The following is a 21827-nucleotide window of genomic DNA, read 5'->3' as shown; positions in this document are numbered from 1 at the left end:
ATTGTTTGTGGTTTGGTTTTTTATTTTTCTGCCAGCCTTTCGTTAATAAAGTTAGGCAATGTCTTTACTGCTATTGCTAGCTTATCATTGTTTTCTTTTTTTACTGTTTCGTCTTTTATGTGGTGGTTATAGTTACGGAATAGAAAATAAAACAATAGTCTGTTATAAGTATCTAATTCATTATCAGAAATTATCGACAACATAGATTGTTCAATTTCATTTCTGTTTTTGATTTCTGATAATGCACGTCCCACTCGTCCAATGCTTCCAAAATAATGATTATCCACAGGGTTTTCAATGCGATAGGAAATGCCCAATATAAGGTCTGAAACATTTATGTTTAGTTCTTCAAGTTCTTTGATATAGGTATTTCTTTCTCCCCAAGCATAGCTACCGTCAGACACTCTATCAAAGCGGTCATTCATTATGTCTAAATGTGCTTTTAGAAAAACTTCCCAATTATAGGTCTCAGCAGATAGCAAGGCAATATGTATAGCGTGTTCTCTTGGCCTGCTGTCCATACTGCAGCCTCCAACTACTCTTGTACCTCTCATCTCGTCAAGAAGCTTTGCTTTTTCTTTTCCTGACAATGAAGTCCAATTTTCGGGCAGCTCAACCCAGCCATCTTTTAAATTGTCTTTAAACTTTCTCGTTTTTGTGTCTATTAAACAATCGGAATATCCTATCATTTGGGAATATTTTTGAGGAATAGGATCTGAACTAAAGTTTTTAGGGAAATAAAAGGCGGATAAGGATTCGTCAGAATAGCTCGTTTTCTTTTCGTATTCAAATAACCATTTATTGGTAAAGTCTTTTTGGTAAAGCGAAGTATCATCAGATTCAATGCTAAATCCATAGTCGTTTTTTACATCAAAATGTTCAAACTCTACTCTATCATGATTTCTGTAGTCTTTGTATTTTCTTTTTATGACTAACACATTTCTTTCAACAGTCGCTTTTGGATATTTTTTAAGAAAGTCGTCTAAGGAAATTTGCTTTTCCATATCTTTCTTTGCTTCCTTAAGGTTGCCTCCATCAACTTTTACGAGATGTCCGATAGTCTGGCTTTTGGAATAAAAAACCGTATTGAAATTGCAGGTCTTGTATTTCAAGTTTAACGAGTCCACAATATGGCTCAACTTGGTCATTGTTTGTTGGTTATAAATTAAGCCGTTAGGGTAAACTTGAAATTCTCCGTCTTGGCAGTAGGTTGAAATGGTACAGAGCAGTCCAACTATTAGTGTAGTGATATTTTTCATTGCCATATCTTATAAATAATTTATACATAACGTGTTTATTTATGTATTTATGATAAAACTATACAAAGTTTTTAAAATGGTGAGTTTGTACACTTTGTGGACATGGAATGGGAATCTGCGCAATCTGAAAAAGAGATTTCACAATATATCATAATGATTCCAACTAATACTACGCTATAAAAAAATCTCCTATAACAACTTAGCGCCATAGGAGATCGTATTTTTTATTTTAAAGTCTATTAGTCTAAAGGCGCTTTTCCAAACATCAATACCAACTTGTTATCTTGATAAAAGTTCAACGTCTGGTCTGCTACATCATACGTAAACGTATTGTCCGTTAGCATCTTTAACAGAGTGCCTTCGAGCTTGTTTTTGTTCTCGTCTGCACAGGCCATCAACGTACTTGCAATTCCTTTAAACTTTATGGTGTTTTCTTTGAGTTCATAGCCACCGAAAATCCTGTTGCAGCCTCCAAAGCCGTTCATCGTTTTCATATCAGCCGGAAAAGTAACATAGGCTGAAGTGTCTGTCGGTTCTGCGCCGTTGATCTGAATGACTTTCCATTTGTGTTTGGTGATAAAGGTCCACGCATCTGCTCCTTTTTCGCCAATCTGTTTTTTTTCTACGACTCTTTTAAGCTTGTAGGTATAGCTGCTGGCATCGGCAGGAACATTTTTTCTTTTGGTTTGGATGATATCTATCACATACCTGTAACCTGGCGTATAATCGAATCCTTCAATCTGGCTGTAGAACAGTTCCCAGTCTTTGCTTTTTTTATATTTGACCTGAAAGCAGCTTTGCGGGGCTACTCCTGTGCAGCTGGCCAATTCTTCTTTGATTGTCATTCGGATGGTTTTTGCGTTCGCATGGGTTGCAAAAAAAACAAGCCCGATTAGCAAAACGGCTGTTTTTAGGTTGAAGATTGTTTTCATCTTTTCTGTGCTTTTAAAAGTATTCATATAGCTGTTATTTTACTGCCTTGCATGAAATCACAAGGTCGGCAAGGGGTTTGCAAACTCTGTGCCATTGATTCTTATCATAAAGATACGGAAAGTATTTTTTGTTTTGAACGTCTGCCGCTACCTATTTAAGATTCTGAATTCCAAACAGCTATATCTTTTTAAGCACGAGTACTTTCGACGGCTCTTTTTGCCTGCTGGATGTGCCTTTCGTTGTGGTAAATGAGGAATCTAAAGGTATCTCCTAATTTTAGTCGGATGAGTTTTGTAATGCTGATGCTGGTTTTTGTCTTGTTCAGGCTTATACTCCCCGACTTCTCCAACAATCGTAAAAGCTGTTGCTGCTGCTTGATAAAAGTGTCTAAAACCGACTTATCGAGCTTGCTATAAATAGGATCCATTTTGGCAAAAGTCTTCATTTTATTGAGCCTTGCTTTCGGACGCATGCTCTCTGCAAAATAATTGCCCAGCCATCCGCTCTTGAATTCGGGCTCGGGTTTTGATTGCGATTGATGGATTCGCCTTTCGATTTCGGGCAGGTAGAAATTGCCATAACGATTGAGATGTTCGATGCATTCTAGGGCGCTCCAGCTATGGGGCGCTATCCTATTGTTGAGTGCTTCATCTGTTTGTGCGAGGAGCGACGTTGCATACGCCAGATGGTCTTGTACTTGGGTCGTAAGTTCTTGCAAGAGCTGCTGTGTTTTTATTTTCATCTTTTTTCTGCAAAGTTCCGCAGCCTTGGTTTAGAAATTCTTGATCGAACTCAAGATTTTTTAAGCCTCGACAATGTCTCTGGCGTCATGCGAAGGTAGTTTGCAATGTGCTTGTTGGGTATTTCTTGAAAGAGCTGCGGACTGCGTTTCAGTACTCTTTCATAGCGTTCTTTTGGCGAATGCGTCAGCAGGTCTTTTTCTCTTTCGATCTGCTGCAGGACAAGGTCTTCAAGGATTTCGGCCCAAAGCTTAAGATTTTCAGGTTCTTTGCTGATGAAGTCCATGAATGTTTTTTTAGAGATGATCTTTAAGGTTGTCTTTTTGATGGCTTGTATATAGAAATCCGAAGGTTTTTCGGTGAGAAAAGAATCGAGCGCAACGATGATGTTGTTTTGGTAGCCGAAACGGATAACGCGTTCCTCCTCTCCGTCTGTGACAAAAATTCGAAGGCTGCCGTCTTGAACAAAATAGATGTTAGTATCGGTACTGTCGCCTGTCTTCACCAATTGGTTTCTTTCGACCGTTATCGTTTTTTCAAACAGGCTTCCGATTGCTAACTTATTCACTATTGCCACCGACTTGATGGCATCTTCTTGATTTTCCATGACTTGTATTTTCTATTGCCAAAAAGTTTTTTGAATTGTTGGTATAAGTTCCTACATTTACCACATCAAAATCTCTTTATAAAATAATAAATCGTTTCTGCAAAAGCCATAGGCTGCTGCTTGTCTTGTTTGTCTGTATCAGATATATCAGGACTAAGATACTATTTTCAATAATTTTATAAAGAACAAAATGAAACACAATATAAAAATTGCCGTGATCGGCGGCACCGGAAAATCTGGCAAATACCTCGTCAGTACATTACTCCATCAAGGCATTCCGTTTAAGCTTCTCGTAAGAAACCCTGCCCATTTTAAGACTGGCAATCCTCTTGTAGAAATTATCGAGGGAGACGTAACAAACTATAATGCTGTCTGCCAGCTGTTAGAAGGATGTGAAGCGGTACTAAGCACATTAGGACTCGGAATTCCGCCAAGCGAACCGACGCTTTTCAGCAAAGCTACAGATACCATCATTCGAGCCATGAAGGAAAAAGGCGCCCATCGTTATATCGTAACGACGGGACTGAACGTGAATACTCCTTTGGATAAAAAAGGAGAAAAGACGACTTTTGCAACCGACTGGATGTACCAAAACTTTCCGGTCTCGACAGCAAACAAGCAGCTGGAGTATGAAATGTTGGCGGCCAGCGAAATTGATTGGACCTTGGTACGGCTACCGCAAATTGATCAGACCGAGGAAAGGAGTCTGATAAACGTAAGCTTAGAAGATTGTCCGGGTGACAAGATCAGCGCTACCAATCTGGCCCATTTTCTTATAGACCAGCTATCGGATAGCACTTTTATCAGGAAAGCACCTTTTATTGCTAATGCTTATTAAACAGCAATGGGCCCTTTGAGGCCCATTGTTTTTTTATTTTAGGAAGATTATTACTGCCTATTGAATTTGATTTTTTGCCCAACGTTCAAGCCGTTGTTCTTGGCTAAAACACCACACATGTGGAAAAGCATGCGTGCGCCTACGTTTCCGTCCCAATCATCATCGCCTGGCGCTACTTCTACCAAATCGAAACCTATGATTTCTTTACCGCTTTCACCTAGCTTGCTCAAAAGATAAGCGGCTTGTTCAAAAGAGAATCCGCCCGGTACAGGAGTACCCGTATTGGGACAGTACCAAGGATACATTCCGTCGATATCAAAGCTGATGGCTACTTTTTGTGGCAGCGTGGCAATGATAGCGTCGCATTGCTGTTCCCATGTCTTTCCAGTATAGGCTTCGGCTTTCAAATCCATATCAGTATGTACCAAGACTCTATTTCCTTGCTCGAAAGCCGTTTCTACTTCCTGCTGGCAGAAATCGCGGATACCAACTTGTACGATTTTGGTAATCTGCGGCAACTGCAAAGCATTATACATGATGGAAGCGTGAGAATATTTAAATCCTTCGTAGGCAATCCGTAAATCCATATGAGCATCAAGGTGCAACAGTCCAAATTCATGGTGTTGTGTAGCCAAAGCTTCATAATAGCCTAATGGTGTAGAGTGGTCGCCCCCCAAAAGTGCTACTTTTTTGCCTTTTTTTGTCCAATAAAGCACGCGTTCTTTTACTTCGTCCTTAAGGTCTTTGCAGACTTTGTTTATCTTGTCTAAATCCGACTGCAGTGCCGGCAGGCTTTCGATAACTTCTCCGTTTTCTAAAGCTTCGATAATCGGCTGTGCCAATCCTTTGTATTTGGCGCTATCTGCGACCCATTTCTCTGTCTGTTCATTCTGGTCAAGATAGATGCCGAGCTTCCATAATTCCGGAAATTCTTGATGGTGCAAATCTACTTGGAAAGAGGCATCAAGAATCGCTTCTGGACCTTCTGATGCGCCTGCTCCATAACTTACGGTTACTTCCCAAGGCACCGGAATGATAATGATTTCGCTGTCTTCTGCCGAAAAAGGAAGGCCGAAAATACTTGCGTCTGCCAAGCCTGGCTGGCTCGGGTCAAAGTTTTTAATTATTTGTTCTTTTGTCATGATGTATATTTTGGGCGTGCAATTGGCGAAGTAGCACTAACTGCAACGAATTTTCGATCTATTACTTGTGTGACTGGATTCCTTCTTTTAAAATCTGTCCGAATTCATACATATCTTCAAAAGAACAGTATAATGGTACAGGCGCCAATCGGATTACATTCGGCTCTCTCCAGTCAGTTATGACCCCATTTTTCATAAGGTAGTCAAATAACGAGCGTCCTTCTCCGTGCAGGAATACGGATAGCTGCGAGGCTCTCTCTGCAGGGTTTTCAGGCGTGATGATCTCAAAAGTGCTGCTGACTTCTTTGTCTATTTCTTTCAGGATAAATTCGAGATACGAGGTAATCTTGTCTCTTTTTTCAATCAGGGCATCCATTCCGATTTCGGCAAACATTTCTACTGATGCGAGATACGGTGCCAATGTCAATACCGGAAGATTGCTGATCTGCCAGCCATTCGCTCCTGCTTCTGGCGAGAATTTCGGTTCCATCAAAAAGCGTCTTTCTTTGTTGTGGCCCCACCATCCTGCAAAACGATTCAGCTCATAATTGTCGTGGTGGTCTTCGTGTATAAAACATCCTGACGCGTTTCCAGGTCCGGAGTTCATGTACTTATAACTGCACCAAGCTGCAAAATCTACATCCCAGTCGTGCAATTCAAGTTTTATGTTTCCGGCAGCATGCGCCAAATCCCAGCCTACATAAGCGCCGACTTTGTGTCCTGCTTCGGTGATGGTCTTGATGTCAAAAACTTGTCCGGTATAATAATTTACGCCTCCGATCAATACCAAGGCCAATTCGTCTCCGATCTCTTCGATCTTGGCTAAGACATCTTCTAATCGGATGTTGTGTTCTCCTTCTCTTCTATGCAATTCTACGATGGTATCTTCTGGATCTAATCCGTGAAAGCGCACTTGGCTCTGAAACATGTATTGGTCGCTCGGAAAGGCTTTTGATTCGCAGAGTATCTTATATTTTTTCTCTGTAGGCCTGTAGAACGAAACCATTAAAAGATGAAGGTTTACAGTCAAGGTGTTCATTACGGTGACTTCGGAAGGAAGCGCCCCTACTAATTTGCTTAAAGGTGCCGCAAATCTTTCGTGGTAATCCCACCAAGGTTTTTCAGCATAAAAATGGCCTTCGACAGCCAGCTTTGCCCAATCATCCATCACTTCGTCTACATACGCTTTTGTTCGTTTTGGTTGCAGTCCTAGGGAGTTTCCTGTGAAGTAAATCACTTTTCTACCATTTACTTGTGGGAAAAGAAATTCGTTTCTGTAGTGGTGCAGTTTGTCTTGCGAATCTAGTTCTTGTGCGAATTCACGGGTATTTTGAAAGGTCATTGGTTGTTTTTTAATGGTCGTAAAAATAGGAAAAAAGATTGAGTGTGGAAAAATTTTGGGAAGGGTGCAGTTTGGAACTGATATTGTGAATTTTTCGCCAGACAAAACAATTCTGTAAAACAAAAAATCTCGCCATTGCTGACGAGATCTTGATTTGTATAAGGAAGTACTGATTATAGGATCAGCATCGCATCACCATACGAATAGAATTTGTATCCTTCTTTGATCGCTTCTTCGTACGCTTTCTTCATCAGGTCATGTCCAGTAAACGCTGAAATCATCATCAAAAGTGTTGATTTTGGCGTATGGAAATTGGTAATCATGCAGTCTGCAATACTAAAATCGTGTGGAGGGAAAATAAATTTGTTTGTCCAACCATCATATGGATTCAATGTTTTTGCAGAGGAAACCGAGCTTTCGATAGCACGCATCGATGTGGTTCCTACGGCACATATCTTTTTCTTTTTCGCTTTGGCTTCGTTAACGATATCGCAAGCTTCTTGAGTGATTTTCAACTCTTCAGAATCCATCTTGTGTTTTGACAAATCTTCTACCTCAACTGGGTTGAAGGTTCCCAATCCTACGTGAAGTGTTACTTCTGCAAAGTCAATTCCTTTGATTTCTAATCTCTTCAAAAGGTGTTTTGAGAAATGCAGTCCCGCTGTAGGTGCTGCCACGGCTCCTTCTTCTTTTGCGTAGATAGTTTGGTAACGCTCCGCATCTTCTGGAGTTACTTCGCGGTTGATGTATTTAGGGATTGGAGTTTCTCCAAGCTCTGTCAGTTTGTTTCTGAATTCTTCATAAGAACCGTCATAAAGGAAACGCAATGTTCTTCCTCTTGATGTCGTATTATCAATTACCTCAGCTACTAATGAATCGTCATCTCCGAAATATAATTTATTTCCGATTCTGATTTTACGTGCTGGGTCAACCAAAACGTCCCATAATCTTTGTTCTGCATTTAGTTCTCTCAACAAGAAAACTTCAATTCTGGCTCCTGTTTTTTCTTTATTTCCGTACAATCTGGCAGGAAAAACTTTAGTATTGTTCAATACCATCACGTCACCTTCCTCGAAATAATCGATTACGTCTTTGAACATCTTGTGCTCGATGGTTTTAGTTTTTCTGTTTACGACCATCAGGCGAGACTCGTCTCTATTTTCTGCTGGGTATTCTGCTAAAAGCTCTTTTGGCAAATTGAAATTGAAGTGTGATAATTTCATAATAGAATTTAGATTTGAGGTATGAAAACTTAGGTTCTTACTGAAGGCTAAATTTCAGACCGGGTGCAAATATACGATTGCGCGATAGGCCTTGTCAAGTGTTTTGGCTTTTATTTAATCAGAAAGTTGCAAAGCGCCCAACTTGCAAAGTGCTGAGGCCTATAAACATTGGGATTGTTATAACTCTTTTATTTGAAAACCAATACTTTTTAGGTCATCCCAAAAGTCTGGGTACGATTTTGATACGACTTCTGCTTCTTTTATAATTATAGGGATTTTTAGCGATAAAGGCGCAAAGGCCATTGCCATTCTATGATCGTTATACGTTGCTATTGAAACATTTGGATTTATTTCGGTTGAAGCTTCTAATTGCAAGGAATCGTCTGTTACTTTTATCTTGGCTCCGAGCTTTTCTAATTCTGATTTTAATGCTTCCAGTCGGTCGGTTTCCTTGATCTTAAGGGTATGCAGTCCTGTCAAATAGCACGGCATTCCTAGTCCGAAGCAGGTTACAGCAACCGTTTGTGCAATATCGGGAGAATCGTTCAGGTTTAATTCCAGTGTATTTGTGTTATGGCTTTCAATCTTTTGAAGAGTAACCGAGTTCGTTCCAAAACTAGTCTTTACTCCGAAATTTTTATAAATTTCTGCCAGAGCCGAATCGCCTTGAAGACTGTTTTTCTTATAGCTGGAAAGTTTTATTTCTGTGCCAATTGCGGCGAGAGCCACTATCGAATAGTAATACGATGCCGAGCTCCAATCGGATTCTACTGTCAAGGTATGTGGTTCGCCATTTGGTGACTTTGGCAGTATTGTAATTGTGTTTTCTTGGAATTTAGTTTTGACTCCGATTTCTTCTAACAGAGCCAGCGTCATCTTGATGTAAGGCACCGATGTTATTTTTCCTTCCAATAGAAGTTCCAGTCCATTTTCAAGTTTTGGTGCGATTAACAGCAGTGCAGAAATATATTGGCTGCTGATATCTGCGGGAAGTGAGACTCTGCTTTTGGAGAGTTTTCTTCCTTTGATTCGAATCGGCGGAAAGCCTTCTTTTTCTTCATACGAAATCGAAGCTCCTAATTGTCGCAACGCTTCCGCCAGAATTTTGATCGGACGTTCTTTCATTCTCGAAGAACCTGTAAGGACCACTTCGCGGTTTTCTTGGGTTGCAAAATAAGCTGTCAGGAAACGCATAGCGGTACCTGCATGATGTATGTCGATGACTGAATCTTTTGTGTTAAGCGCTTCCGCCATTACATCGGAATCATCAGAATTTGACGTATTCTCTAGAACAATATTTGGAAATAACGCCTGCAAAAGCAACAGCCTATTGGTTTCTGACTTTGATCCTGTTATGGAAATTTCAGATTTCGGATTGCAGATGGCAGGGTTTAAAACTAGATTCATTTGTTACTATGCTACTTGAGCTTTTCGTTGTTTTGTGAGTCTTATACTTTTTTAAGCACTACTTTTTCGTTCTGCTTTTCTATCATTTTTTTGTAGAAATCTCTTATCGTGCCATAAAATTCGGGCGAGACATTTGAATAATTAATTTCAAACACGGTTGTTAACTGAATCTGCCGTCCTGCTTGCGAAATATTGTATTTGAAAGACCCTATGTTTTCTTCCATCGAAAGAGCAATAGGTGCAGGAAGCGATTCTATTTCATAACCATCAGGTATACTGATCGTAAAGAAATGTTTGTCATGATGAGGATAATTAAAATCGATAGGAAATTCACGCTCTTCATCCTTAAATGGGTTTTCAGTCCTTGCATAATAAAGCATGGGTGAGAAATAGGCTTTGCTGCCTATGTTCTCAACAATATTATTATGTGTAAAGTTATAATTTTCTATTAATGGTTTGGACAAATCAATGTCATTAGCAGTCGAATATTCTTCAATTTCTATTCCTTTGTACATTTTTTCGATTTCTTCAAGATATTTATCTTTCGGCAGGGTTAAAAAATGCTCTCGAAAAACATACCCATTATAATCATAATATTGCTGTCTCGTTTTCCCAATTATTTTTCCATCTGTCTCAATAGAAGCCATGACGTTAGTAATCTCCTTGGAACTCATCTTAGGCATAAGATCGACTTCAATAGACGTTCCATCTTTCCGTATCATTCTTCCTTTCCAATTGAGCGCTTCGACAGGCAAGATATTTGGCACTGCACTTTTTGTGGTCGCATCTAGCAAAAGTAATTGATCATTAACAAGTTCAACGGCAGCAATAACATAATTATACGCTGACGGATTTGGAAACAAAGCAATGCCGTTAGATCGCGTACTGACTAGAACAGGATTCGTTTCTATCCCAGCATATCGTAGCATTGCTATCAACATCAGGTTGATTTCTGCTACATTCCCAACTTTTTCAGCATAAGCTTTGCTAACGCCAACATGACTAAAATAGCCATTTGTCCTGTCCCAATTCATTTTGGCCTGAACGTAATTAAAAATCATGTTTACTTTCATGTCATTTGAAGTGACATTTTGTAATAATAAATCAAGATCTTTTTGAAAATAAGATGTGGATTTTATTTCTCCTCCAAAACTTTCAGCATCATATATATTCTTGGCAACGGAAGCCCAATCAGTAGAATAGGACTTAACCACTCCTTCTGATATATTTGCCGAAGCCAGCACCATTTGTAACGTCGGAATATAATTTTCAATATTATTCACATACGCTTCTGCCTTAAACGCCTTTACATTATCTACAGAATACAAGCGCCTCTTTTCACTAAAACTTTTTCCTTTTCTTGCTGGAATGTCTGGAATAGTCTTATCAATGTTTAAATTTCCTTTTATATAGGTATTATAAGAAAAAAAATCGGGCATCGCCACTAAATATTCAACATGATTGGCAGGAATTGGATATTGAAAATACCAATCATCAAAAGTGATAAAATTAGGCGTTTTGATCGTATACTTATATTCAATTATGCTGCCCTCTTTTACTTTTGGTAATGTAATTTTTTTATTGCTATAGCTTCCATTGACTTCTTCAGTGAACTTTCCGTCTTTTTTCAATTTGGTTTTTTCAATCTTGTCGCCAACCAGATTATAGGTCGCTACATTATCATAATCAACCTCGACTTGGTTTCCTCCACTATAGTATTGTATCTGCTGATCAGCAAAAACATAGCCTTCTTTTTTGTAAATTTTAATTTTCAGCTCAACTTCGGTAGTAATAGTCCAATTTAAAAAGTCAAGATCAAAATAGGTTTTCCCTTTTTTAAATAGGATAGCTGCTACTGCTGTTGTATCATTAGGATGTGCTTTTTCTTTGAGCTCATCAATTGTAACGTTCCCTAATTCGTATTTTTTTTGACCTAATGCACATACGGCAAACAAGAAGATACTGATTATCAGAAAGCTCTTTTTCATTCTGTTGCGTCCTATTGATGGTTAACTATACTATTTTGTCTTATGATTTAGTATTGTTACTTAAGTTTCTCGTTGTTCTTGTGTCGGTCTTTGTCTCTATTTGATTTCAAGTCCATTTTTTTATCAAAAGCTTCTTGGAGATTGATTCCTGTCTGGTTGGCAAGGCAAAGCACAACAAAAACGACATCGGCAAGTTCTTCTCCTAAGTCTTTATTTTTATCGGATTCTTTTTCAGACTGCTCACCGTATCGGCGTGCTATGATACGGGCCACTTCACCGACTTCTTCGGTGAGCTGCGCCATATTGGTAAGTTCATTAAAATAACGGACTCCATGCTCTTTAATCCAATTATCAACTTCGAGCTGTGCATTTTTTATGTCCATAATTATACTTTTTTAAGCACTACTTTTTCGTTTTGTTTTTCTAGCATCTTTTTGTAGAAATCTCTTAGCGTAACATAAAAATCTGCTGGGATATTCGCATAGTTAATTTCTATTGCAGCCGATACTTGAATCTGTCTTCCGGCTTGCGAAATATTGTATTTGAAAGAACCAATATTTTCTTCCATTGCAATAGCAAGAGGCGTAGGAAGCGATTCAATTTCATAGCCTTCTGGAATGGTAATAGCGAAAGAATATTTGTCTTGAGAAGGGTAAACAAAATCTATAGGAAATTCTCTTGTTTCATCTTTAAACGGGTTTTCAGTTTGTGTATAATGAAGCATTGGCGAGAAATAGGCTTTGTTTCCGATATGTTCGACAACATTTGAATGTGCAAAGCTGTAACTTTCCATCATTGGTTTTGATAAATCTTTATCATTTGCCGTCGAATAATCTTCGACTTCTATTCCGTTATAGCGTTTTTCCATCTGCTCAAGATATTTATCTTTTGGCATGGTCAAGTAGTGCTCTCTAAAGCTATAGGCATTGTAATCGAAATACTGTTCTCTTACTTTTCCCGTAACTTTTCCATCAGTATCGATAGAAGCTATAACATTAATAACTTCCTTAGATTTCATTTTAGGCATAAGCCCAATTTCTACAGAAGTCTTGTCTCTTCTTATCATTCTTCCTGTCCAATTCAATGCTCTAACAGGCAAAATATCTGGCAAGGCATTTTTTGTAGTCGCATCCAGCAATAATACTTCTTTGTTTTCAAGCTCAATAGCCGCAACCACGTAGTTGTATGCTCCTCTATTTGGAAACAAGGCAATTCCATTAGAACGTGTGCTTACCAAAACAGGATTTGCTTTAATTTCAGCATAGCGTAGCATAGCGACAAGCATCAGATTGATTTCTGCTACATTTCCTACCTTTTCGGCGTATGCTTTTTTGACTCCAACATTGCAATAATAACCAAATCGCTCGTTCCAGTTCATCCTAGATTTCACATAATTAAAGATGGCATTAACCCTATCTTCTCTTGAAGGAATGTCCTTTAATACAGCATCCAAATCTTTCTCAAAATAGGAAGTAGCTTTCAGCTCATCTCCAAAATCTTTATACTCATAGATTTTTTTGGCTACAGTTTCCCAATCGGTAGCATACGATTCAGATCCTCTTTGAGGATAATAAGTCGAAGCAAGCTCCATCTGGATCATGGAAGTATAATTGTCCATGTTATTCACATAAGGTTCTTGTTTGATCGCTTTTACATCATCTATGGAATATGAAGTGATTACCTCATCAAAACCTAATTGGTTGTTCCTAGATTTGATTGGAGCTGTGCTATTAACAGGTAAATAGCCTTTCATGAAAACATTGTAAAAAAAGTATTCTGGTATTGTCGTTTTGTATTGGACATGGTTTGCTGGAATAGGATATTGAAAATACCAATCATTCATCAAAGCAAAATACGGCGTTTTAAGTGTGTATTTGTACTCGATGATACTGCCTTCTTTTACATTAGGCAATGCTATTTTTTTATAGCTGTAATCTTCGGTAACCTTCTCAGTAAATTCTCCGTCGCTTTTCAGTTTGGTTTTTTCAATTTTGTCGCCAACCAGATTGTAAGTTACTGCATCATCAAAAAACAGCCTGACTTGCTTTCCGCCTGTATAATAACCTACTTGTTGATTTGCTAACGAATAGCCGTCTTTTTTATAAATCTTAATTCTTGTTTCTACTTCCGTAACCAGAATCCAGTTTCTTTCGGAATCTACATCAAAATAGGTTTTACCATTCTTAAACAGAATTGCAGCAACGGCAGCCGTATCTTTTGGATGTTTCTTTTCTTTTAGTTCTTCGATGGTAACTTTCCCTAGTTCATATTTTGCTTGGCCAAACGCACACAACGCAAATAAGAATAGACAGATTGTTAGGAGGTTTTTTTTCATGGTTGTTAAGTTCTATTGGTTTTTAACTAGTACTATTTTTGCATTATCGTTTTTGGCAATCTGTTCGCGGAATTTCCTGAAGTTTTCATATTCCTTTTTGTCAAACAGTCCTGAATTAGTTTGGCATGTCCTCTTATAAAGTAACTGATTTTCATTTAAGACAACATATTCTGTTTTATAATACCCAAAACTATCTTTTATTTCTGTATCTTGTGGTCTAGCCTCGATAGTAAAGCCTTGGGGCAAGTCTATTGTGACTTCGTCATAATCATAAAATGCTCTTGAAATTTCAAATGGGTTATTCCGATTTCTATAACGTTGAGGAACCACTGAAGACGGATTATAAGCATTTAAAGCAAAAATTAATCTATTACCTGATTTATTTGCATATTCAGTAGCTTCCAAAGAGATATTCTCTGTAAATTCGATATTATCTTTATCATTAGCAATAGTTATTTTTGTGACTTTTAAATTATTAATATGATTAAAATAATCCTTATAAATCTTCTTTAAATCATCTATCGACTTCCCATCAAAATATAATTTATTGTCATATTGAATTCCTTTGGATTTAATTTCTACTTTGCCAGAAATTGCTCCATCATTGGAAAGGCTATAATTCCCTTTAGTAATCTGGGTATTGTCTTTCGCCTCATATATTTTTGTTCTAACAATTTCTCCTCCTTCAGGCTTAAGAACAAGGGCGTTTCTATCATCAGTAAAATCGCCTTGAAATCCAAAAGGCAAGGTTTGGCTAGTACATTCTAACCAAATATATTTTTCTCCATCAGGAATTGCCAAAATAACATGATTACTTTGCATTGATACGAAATCAGGGATAACACTTTTTTTACCTCGATCACCGTATAATCTCACATAATACGATTGTACTCCTACAACATCTAAAAGTGATTTTGTATAATTCGTTAGAGCTTTACAATCTCCGTATCCTAAACGATCAACATCTTTTGCTAGCATTGGTCTCCAACCGCCAATCCCTTCTTGAATGCTAATATATCTTACTTTTTCTTGAACGTACTTATAAATTATTTTGGCTTTTTTTAATGGATCCTTTTCGTCACCGATTAAAGTTTTAATTTTAATTTTAGTTTCTTCTGGCAATTCAGATGTACCTGCTAAAATCTTATCTGAAAACCATTTCCCCATATCGGCCCAACTTTTTGCACTACCGTCAACTCCTTCGAGATTGAATACATCTAGTCCCATCATCACGTTAGGCGCATAAGAATTAAAGGCTGGCGAATAGTCTTCATATTTATAAGCAACAAGATTATTGGCTATAAAAGACAAACCACTTTCTTTTTCTTGTTTTGAAATATTCGGAACATTGAGCATATTAAATTCTTTATACTTAAACCCTAAATCTGGGGCAACTTGAATATTTAGTACCGCTTTTTCTACACCAACAGAAAAACCTTCAACAGGATACCATGATGGAATAAAAGCTGTATTTGAAGTTTCTTTCTCACTTTGAAAAACAACTGTGAAAGGATATTCTGTAGGCGTATATTCGCCATAAAGTATTTTATTATCCGATATAATTGAGCCTTCAGAAACTGAATTTTCTTTAAAATCTTTTCTTTTGATTTTTTTGATTTCCTTACCAGAAGAATTATAAATCTGTGCTTCAATAGATTTAATACGTTCCCTTCCGAAAAAAGACTCTGAAAGGTCCACATGTTGCAATCCGTTTTCATTAAGTACCGTTACAATGCTTTTTGTAGTTATTACCATCGACTTTCTTGAAGCAATGACAATGTCTTTTTGATTCAAGCGCACCACGGCATTTGCGTTTTCTTTAAGTTCTACAGGAATGTTTGCGACAGTATATTCAATATCCTGTGCGATAGTCACTTCGGCAAATAATAGGAAGATAACCAGGGGGAGTAACAATTTTTTCATTAAATGTTAAATTTTTCCAAAAATAAAATAATAAAACTAATCTACAAGTCTTATTCTTTGTTTTTTGTGTCAAAAATTATGGTCACCGGACCGTCATTTAGCAAAGCGACTTTCATGTCGGCTCCAAATTCTCCGGTCTGGATTTTTTTGCCTAAATCAGCCTCCATTTGTCTCACAAAACTCTCATATAAAGGAATTGCGATATCTGGTTTTGAAGCTTTTATATAAGATGGGCGGTTTCCTTTTTTGGTAGAAGCATGAAGCGTAAATTGACTGACGACAATAATGTCTCCTGCGACATCTTTTACGGATAAATTCATGACGCCTTCTGCATCACCAAAAATCCGAAGATTGGCAATCTTGCCAGAAAGCCATTCGATATCTTCTTTTGCATCAGCATCTTCAATGCCGAGCAAAACGAGCAATCCATTTTGGATTTCACTTACTTTTTTTCCTTCAATAGTAACTGAGGCATGGGAAACTCTCTGAATGACGGCTTTCATTTTATAGTCTTAAAGTCGAAAGTCATAAAGTCAAAAATCAATCATATCAGTCTTTACGACTTTCTGACTTTTGGCTTTACAACTTTTGCCTATTTCTGATTTCTATTTTCATCGCTTTCGGCTCTTTCATCAGCATAATCATCGGTGCGATAATGTTCGTCATCGCCCTCTAAAATTTGAAGATAGCTTCTATAGCGCGACCAAGCGATCTCATCTTTTTCTAAAGCTTCCTTAACGGCGCAATGCGGTTCTTCTTTATGTAGGCAATTGTTGAACTTGCATTGGTCTTGTAAGGCAAAAAATTCTGGGAAATAACCGCTGATTTCTGATTTCTCCATATCAACAATCCCAAAGCCTTTGATTCCTGGCGTGTCGATAATCCTAGCACCAAAAGACAAATCGTACATTTCGGCAAAAGTCGTCGTGTGCTGGCCTTGCTTGCTTTGTTCGGAAATAACAGTAGTCTTTAAATGCAATGTCGGTTCGAGCGCATTGGCTAATGTTGATTTTCCGACACCTGAATGTCCGGAAAACATCGATACTTTGCCAATCATCATTTCTTTTAGCTTGTCGATTCCTTTTCCTTCTGTTGACGAAACGCGGAGGCATTGGTAGCCTATATTGGAGTAAACATATTGAAGGTACAATTGCTCGTCTAGCATTGCATCGTCATAGGTATCTATTTTATTGAAAACCAAAACGGCTTCAATTCCATAAGCTTCTGCCGTCACCAAAAATCGATCGATAAAGCTAGTCGTTGTCGGTGGATTGTTAATCGTGATGAGAAGGAAAACCTGGTCTATGTTAGAAGCAATGATATGAACCTGTTTTGACAAATTCACAGATTTGCGAACGATATAGTTTTTTCGATCATGAATCTTGTGAATCGTGCCTGTGACTTTGTCTGACGTTTTGTCGAGTTCATAATCCACGATGTCGCCTACTGCAATCGGATTTGTGCTTTTGATTCCTTTCATGCGGAATTTGCCCTTAATCCTGCATTCCATAAAGTTTCCGTCTTCGGATTTCACGGTATACCAGCTTCCGGTAGATTTATAAACAGTTCCAGTCATTCATTTCAGATTTCAGATTTCAGATTTCAGATTTTTCCGAAACAAGAAAGCGTATTGTTAAATTTAAACGACAAAATTACTGTTTTACAATCGAACAATATAATTTCGTCATTTAAATTTAAGGTTGCTGTTTATCCGTTAATGATTTTTTCTTGGTGGCTGATGCTTTCTTGGTGTATTGCTTTAAAAATTCTTAAGATGAATTCTTCGCTCAGGCCTTTTTCTTCTCCCTCTAAAATCATCTTGCCTAAGATCTCATTCCACCTTTTGTTTTGCAGCACCGCTACATTTTTTTCTTTTTTTAGTGCTCCGATTTTATCGGCGACAACCATCCTTTTTCCTAAAATCTCAATAATCTTGGCGTCATATTCATCAATATCTACACGAAGGCGGTTTAATTTTTGGTTGTAATCGGAAGCTTCTTCGGTTTCTTTCCTGACTCTTAAATCTTCGAAAATTTGTTTTAGTCGGGTAGGCGTGACTTGCTGTGCGGCATCACTCCAAGCATTATCAGGATCTGTGTGCGTTTCGATAATCAATCCGTCATAGTTCAAATCCAAGGCTTGTTGGGAAACTTCTTGAATCATCTCGCGTTTTCCTGTAATGTGCGAAGGATCGCAAATCAAGGGCAAATCTGGGAAACGATTCTGCAATTCGATAGCCAATTGCCATTCGGGTATATTTCTGTATTTTGTTTTTTCGTAAGTCGAAAATCCTCTGTGGATGACTCCTAGTTTTTTGATTCCTGCATTGTATAAACGTTCAACACCTCCCAGCCATAAGGCTAAATCTGGGTTTACAGGATTTTTTACTAATACAATTTTGTCAGTATTTTTTAAAGCATCGGCAATTTCTTGAACGGCAAAAGGATTTACTGTTGTCCTCGCTCCAATCCACAAAACATCAATGTCATGTTCTAAAGCCAGTTGCACATGAGCTGCATTTGCTACTTCGGTAGCCATGAGCAGTCCCGTTTCAGCTTTTGCTTTCTGCAACCATTTCAAACCGATGGCCCCAACACCTTCAAAACCGCCCGGACGTGTTCTTGGTTTCCAGATTCCTGCTCTGTAAATACTGACGTCTGAGTCTTTTAATTCATGGGCAATTTTCAATACTTGTTCTTCTGTTTCGGCACTGCAAGGTCCGGCGATTACTAATGGATGCGCTAAATTGAAATCGTCCAACCACCTTCTCAATTCTTTTGAATTTTTCATTTTTATTTTGGTATTTCTTCGGCCTAGGCCAAAGTTAGTTATTTTTTAAATCTATTGTTTAAAGCCTATCGATCGCTTCTTGAATTTTTTCTTCTTTGATACACAATGAAAATCGGATATAGCCTTCGCCATTGCTTCCGAAAATAGTTCCTGGCGTAATAAAGATGTTTTTCTCGATTAAAATTGTATCAATAAATTCTTCTGAAGATGTTATAGCTAATGGCAGCTTTGCCCAGACGAACATTCCTGTTGCTTTTTTATCAAATGTACAGCCCAGTTTTTCGGCCAATTGAAAGATCAGCGCTCTTCTTTTCTTATAAATCGTGTTTTGGACATCGAACCATTCTTTTCCACATTTCAACGCTTCGATGGCTCCTTTTTGAATTCCATAGAACATGCCGCTGTCCATATTGCTTCTCACTTGTAAGATAGCATCGATGAATTCTGATTTCCCAGATACCATTCCGATACGCCAGCCTGCCATATTAAAGGTTTTGCTAAGCGAATTTAATTCCAAAGCAATATCCTTAGTACCTTCAACTTGAAAAATAGAAATTGGATTGTCATTCAGCACAAAACTGTACGGATTATCATTGACCAGAACAATCTGATGCTTTTTTGCAAAACTGACCAATTTTTCAAACATCGATAAGCTACCGCTGGCTCCTGTCGGCATGTGCGGATAATTAATCCACATCAGTTTGACTTTAGACAGGTCTTGCTTTTCTAATAAGTCTAAATCAGGTTCCCAATTGTTTTTTTGTTTTAGATCATAGAAAATTGGACTTGCTCCTACTAAATTAGTTACTGAGGCATAGGTTGGATAGCCCGGATTTGGAATCAGGACCTCATCACCTTCATTCAAAAACGCTAAAGAAACATGCATGATGCCTTCTTTTGAACCCATCAAGGGCAAAATTTCGGAATTGACATCGAGTGAAACGCCAAACTGGGCATTATAGAAATCCGCAATTCCTTTTCTCAATTCCGGCAATCCCTGATAGCTTTGATATTCATGTGCTTTTTCATCATCTATTGCTTTTTTGATAGCCTCGATAGCACTTTTGGGTGGCGCTAGATCAGGACTTCCAATTCCCATATTGATTACCGGCCTTCCTTCCGAAATCATCTGGCGTACTTCCCGCAATTTTCTTGAAAAGTAATACTCTTCAACCGTATTTAATCGATTGGCGAATCCTTTGCTTCCTATTACAATATCATTTTCCATGTTTCTTTTTTTTAGCTTCTATTTCCTCTTTTGTATTCTCCTAAAACCTTGAAATGTGTCGTCATTAATTCTAGAATTGATTTTGCTTTTTCATAATGTTTGTATTTTTCAAAAGTCACATCCACAAAAAAAGAATACTGGAAAGGCGTTTCTATAATCGGCATCGACTGGATTTTCGTCAGGTTCAGCTTGCAATTGTTCATCACGTTTAAAATTGTCGCTAGGCTTCCAGGCGTATCATCCAATTCAAATTTTATAGAAGCTTTGTTGATTTCTTCTTTAGGCAGGACTTTGTTTTGCGTTTTCAAGATTACAAACCGCGTCTTGTTGCTTTTTATCGTATGGATCCCGGAAGCCAAAATATCTAGCCCGAACATTTCTGCCGCAATAGGGCTTGCTACTGCAGCAATTTCCTTCAGTTGTTTTTCTTGAATTCTTTGGGCTGTTTCTGCCGTATCGCCGCTTTCTACTAATTTTATATGCGGATATTTTTTAAAAAACTCGCCACACTGCAATAAGGCAATTGGATGCGAATGAACTTCTTTGATGTCTTCTATTTTTTGGCCTTTCAGCACCATCAGGTTCATGTGAATGTCCAGATAATGTTCTCCAATAATGTGAAGATTGTTCCTGTCAATCAAGGCATAGTTAGGTATAATCGAGCCTGCTATCGAATTTTCTAGAGCCATAATCGCTTTCTGGGTTTTGTTTCCTACCAAGCTTGTCACCAAAGCATCGAACGACATGCATTCGTCCAATTCCAATGCTTCATTGAAATATTCTTTAGCGACTTGGTGATGGAACGAGCCTCTGATTCCTTGAATTGCAATTTTTGTTTCCATAAGTTTAGGCAAAAAAAAAATCCCGGTTTGCATCGGGATTTCTATATTGATTTTTAAATATAATTCTATTTACATAACAACACGACAATCCCGTTTCTGTTTCCAGAAATAAAAAGAATTGCTAAAATAAAAACGGTTGTTTTGCATTTTTTGTTTTGTTATTCGGCTAAAGTAGAAAAATTTGTTTTAAGCTTTACATAAAACAGTCGTTTTTTAGGAATATTTTTAACTACAACGTTTGAATCGTCGATTAATTTACTTGCTATGCAATTCGGATAACATATATACGTTTTAATTATTCATTTTATTACTTTTGTTCAAAATCAAGAATCATGTCAATCGAAGTTACTTCCATCTCAAAAAATTACGGTAACCAAAAAGCCTTGGATAATATTTCCTTTTCTATCCAAAAAGGCGAAATTGTCGGTTTTTTAGGCCCGAATGGTGCTGGAAAATCTACGCTGATGAAAATCCTGACCACTTTTATCACTGCTGATGAAGGAAAGGCTTCGGTAAACGGAAATGATGTTTCAAGTGCTCAGAAAGAAGTACAAAAATCGGTTGGCTATTTGCCAGAACACAATCCGTTATATCTTGATTTATATGTACGTGAATATTTAGCTTTTAATGCAGATGTTTATAAAGTGGCAAAATCCAGAATTGAAGAAGTAATTGCAATGACCGGACTGACTCCTGAAAGCCACAAAAAAATAGGGCAATTGTCTAAAGGATACCGCCAGCGTGTGGGCTTAGCAACTGCCTTGCTTCACAATCCGGATGTGTTGATTTTGGACGAACCGACGACAGGTCTTGATCCGAATCAGCTGGTAGAAATCCGAGAATTGATCAAAAATATAGGGAAAGACAAAACGGTTTTTCTATCTACACATATCATGCAGGAAGTGGAAGCGATTTGCGACCGTGTTATCATTATCAACCACGGAAAGATCGTCACCGATAAAAAATTAAACAACCTGAAAGATGAAAAAGAACAGGTTATCGAGGTTGAATTTGATCACAAAGTAGAAGAACAGTTGTTGAGAACAATTCCAAATCTAATTGCTCTGACCAACACAAATGATAAGATTTGGGAACTGACTTTCTCCACATCTAAAGACATGCGTCCTGCTATCTTTGATTTTGCTCATGATAATGGATTAAAAACATTACAGCTGAATCTGAAGAACAAAAATCTAGAAGCTATTTTTAGAGACGTCACCAAAGAATAGG

19 protein-coding genes are annotated in these 21827 nt (G+C 37.9%); 2 read left to right on the top strand and 17 right to left on the bottom strand.

The genetic code is table 11. From position 1 onward, the window contains the following. Nucleotides 1–20: 20 nt before the first annotated feature. The 4 genes from GGR22_RS09785 to GGR22_RS09770 all read right to left on the bottom strand — a co-directional run bounded on the left by GGR22_RS09785 (nucleotide 21) and on the right by GGR22_RS09770 (nucleotide 3539). Nucleotides 21–1259: a hypothetical protein gene (locus GGR22_RS09785; protein WP_182493462.1), complete on the bottom strand. Its 1239-nt coding sequence runs from the start codon at nucleotides 1257–1259 to the stop codon at nucleotides 21–23. A 239-nt stretch (nucleotides 1260–1498) separates the two neighbouring features. Further along, nucleotides 1499–2218, bottom strand: coding sequence for a DUF4377 domain-containing protein (locus GGR22_RS09780; protein WP_182493461.1), 720 nt, complete (start codon nucleotides 2216–2218; stop codon nucleotides 1499–1501). A gap of 161 nt (nucleotides 2219–2379) precedes the next feature. Further along, nucleotides 2380–2934, bottom strand: a complete 555-nt coding sequence (locus GGR22_RS09775; protein ID WP_182493460.1) for a DinB family protein — start codon at nucleotides 2932–2934, stop codon at nucleotides 2380–2382. Between the two features lie 50 nt (nucleotides 2935–2984). Further along, nucleotides 2985–3539: a Crp/Fnr family transcriptional regulator gene (locus GGR22_RS09770; RefSeq protein WP_182493459.1), complete on the bottom strand. Its 555-nt coding sequence runs from the start codon at nucleotides 3537–3539 to the stop codon at nucleotides 2985–2987. 190 nt (nucleotides 3540–3729) lie between these two features. Here GGR22_RS09770 and GGR22_RS09765 point away from each other — a divergent pair, with 190 nt between their 5' ends. Then, nucleotides 3730–4377 (top strand): NAD(P)-dependent oxidoreductase, encoded by a 648-nt coding sequence (locus tag GGR22_RS09765; RefSeq protein ID WP_182493458.1) that lies wholly within the window; start codon nucleotides 3730–3732, stop codon nucleotides 4375–4377. A gap of 50 nt (nucleotides 4378–4427) precedes the next feature. On the opposite strand, the gene GGR22_RS09760 is transcribed toward GGR22_RS09765, so the two are convergent. From GGR22_RS09760 to GGR22_RS09700, 13 genes are all read right to left on the bottom strand, one after another. Next, on the bottom strand, nucleotides 4428–5519 hold the full coding sequence (locus GGR22_RS09760) for an agmatinase family protein (RefSeq protein WP_182493457.1): 1092 nt from the start codon (nucleotides 5517–5519) through the stop codon (nucleotides 4428–4430). A gap of 61 nt (nucleotides 5520–5580) precedes the next feature. Beyond that, nucleotides 5581–6861: a kynureninase gene (gene kynU / locus GGR22_RS09755; protein ID WP_121376135.1), complete on the bottom strand. Its 1281-nt coding sequence runs from the start codon at nucleotides 6859–6861 to the stop codon at nucleotides 5581–5583. 173 nt (nucleotides 6862–7034) lie between these two features. Continuing rightward, complete coding sequence (gene queA / locus GGR22_RS09750; protein ID WP_121376134.1) at nucleotides 7035–8084, bottom strand: tRNA preQ1(34) S-adenosylmethionine ribosyltransferase-isomerase QueA; 1050 nt, start codon at nucleotides 8082–8084, stop codon at nucleotides 7035–7037. A gap of 177 nt (nucleotides 8085–8261) precedes the next feature. Beyond that, on the bottom strand, nucleotides 8262–9491 hold the full coding sequence (aroA, locus tag GGR22_RS09745) for a 3-phosphoshikimate 1-carboxyvinyltransferase (RefSeq protein WP_182493456.1): 1230 nt from the start codon (nucleotides 9489–9491) through the stop codon (nucleotides 8262–8264). A gap of 41 nt (nucleotides 9492–9532) precedes the next feature. Then, nucleotides 9533–11479, bottom strand: coding sequence for a transglutaminase domain-containing protein (locus GGR22_RS09740; RefSeq protein WP_182493455.1), 1947 nt, complete (start codon nucleotides 11477–11479; stop codon nucleotides 9533–9535). 56 nt (nucleotides 11480–11535) lie between these two features. Beyond that, entirely contained in the window at nucleotides 11536–11862 is a 327-nt protein-coding gene (locus GGR22_RS09735; RefSeq protein ID WP_121376131.1) for a nucleotide pyrophosphohydrolase, read from the bottom strand. 2 nt (nucleotides 11863–11864) lie between these two features. Beyond that, nucleotides 11865–13814 (bottom strand): DUF3857 domain-containing protein, encoded by a 1950-nt coding sequence (locus GGR22_RS09730; RefSeq protein ID WP_182493454.1) that lies wholly within the window; start codon nucleotides 13812–13814, stop codon nucleotides 11865–11867. Nucleotides 13815–13826: 12 nt separating this feature from the next. Continuing rightward, nucleotides 13827–15737: a DUF3857 domain-containing protein gene (locus GGR22_RS09725; RefSeq protein WP_182493453.1), complete on the bottom strand. Its 1911-nt coding sequence runs from the start codon at nucleotides 15735–15737 to the stop codon at nucleotides 13827–13829. Between the two features lie 50 nt (nucleotides 15738–15787). Then, nucleotides 15788–16240, bottom strand: a complete 453-nt coding sequence (gene dtd / locus GGR22_RS09720) for a D-aminoacyl-tRNA deacylase (protein WP_182493452.1) — start codon at nucleotides 16238–16240, stop codon at nucleotides 15788–15790. A gap of 89 nt (nucleotides 16241–16329) precedes the next feature. Further along, nucleotides 16330–17313: a ribosome small subunit-dependent GTPase A gene (rsgA, locus tag GGR22_RS09715; protein ID WP_182493451.1), complete on the bottom strand. Its 984-nt coding sequence runs from the start codon at nucleotides 17311–17313 to the stop codon at nucleotides 16330–16332. 131 nt (nucleotides 17314–17444) lie between these two features. Further along, nucleotides 17445–18527, bottom strand: coding sequence for a bifunctional 3-deoxy-7-phosphoheptulonate synthase/chorismate mutase type II (locus GGR22_RS09710; RefSeq protein ID WP_121376126.1), 1083 nt, complete (start codon nucleotides 18525–18527; stop codon nucleotides 17445–17447). A 58-nt stretch (nucleotides 18528–18585) separates the two neighbouring features. Beyond that, the gene (locus GGR22_RS09705) at nucleotides 18586–19755 is read right to left on the bottom strand and encodes a pyridoxal phosphate-dependent aminotransferase (protein ID WP_182493450.1); all 1170 of its coding nucleotides are present in this window, start codon (nucleotides 19753–19755) and stop codon (nucleotides 18586–18588) included. An 11-nt stretch (nucleotides 19756–19766) separates the two neighbouring features. After that, nucleotides 19767–20597, bottom strand: a complete 831-nt coding sequence (locus GGR22_RS09700; RefSeq protein WP_182493449.1) for a prephenate dehydratase — start codon at nucleotides 20595–20597, stop codon at nucleotides 19767–19769. Nucleotides 20598–20929: 332 nt separating this feature from the next. On the opposite strand from GGR22_RS09700, the gene gldA reads away from it, so the two are divergent. After that, nucleotides 20930–21826, top strand: coding sequence for a gliding motility-associated ABC transporter ATP-binding subunit GldA (gene gldA / locus GGR22_RS09695; RefSeq protein ID WP_182493448.1), 897 nt, complete (start codon nucleotides 20930–20932; stop codon nucleotides 21824–21826). The last annotated feature ends 1 nt before the right edge of the window (nucleotide 21827 follow it).

This window comes from Flavobacterium gossypii (assembly GCF_014138495.1).
Taxonomy (GTDB): domain Bacteria; phylum Bacteroidota; class Bacteroidia; order Flavobacteriales; family Flavobacteriaceae; genus Flavobacterium; species Flavobacterium endophyticum.
Note: the sequence above shows the minus strand (reverse complement) of the source record. Positions and strands in the feature narration are given on the sequence as shown.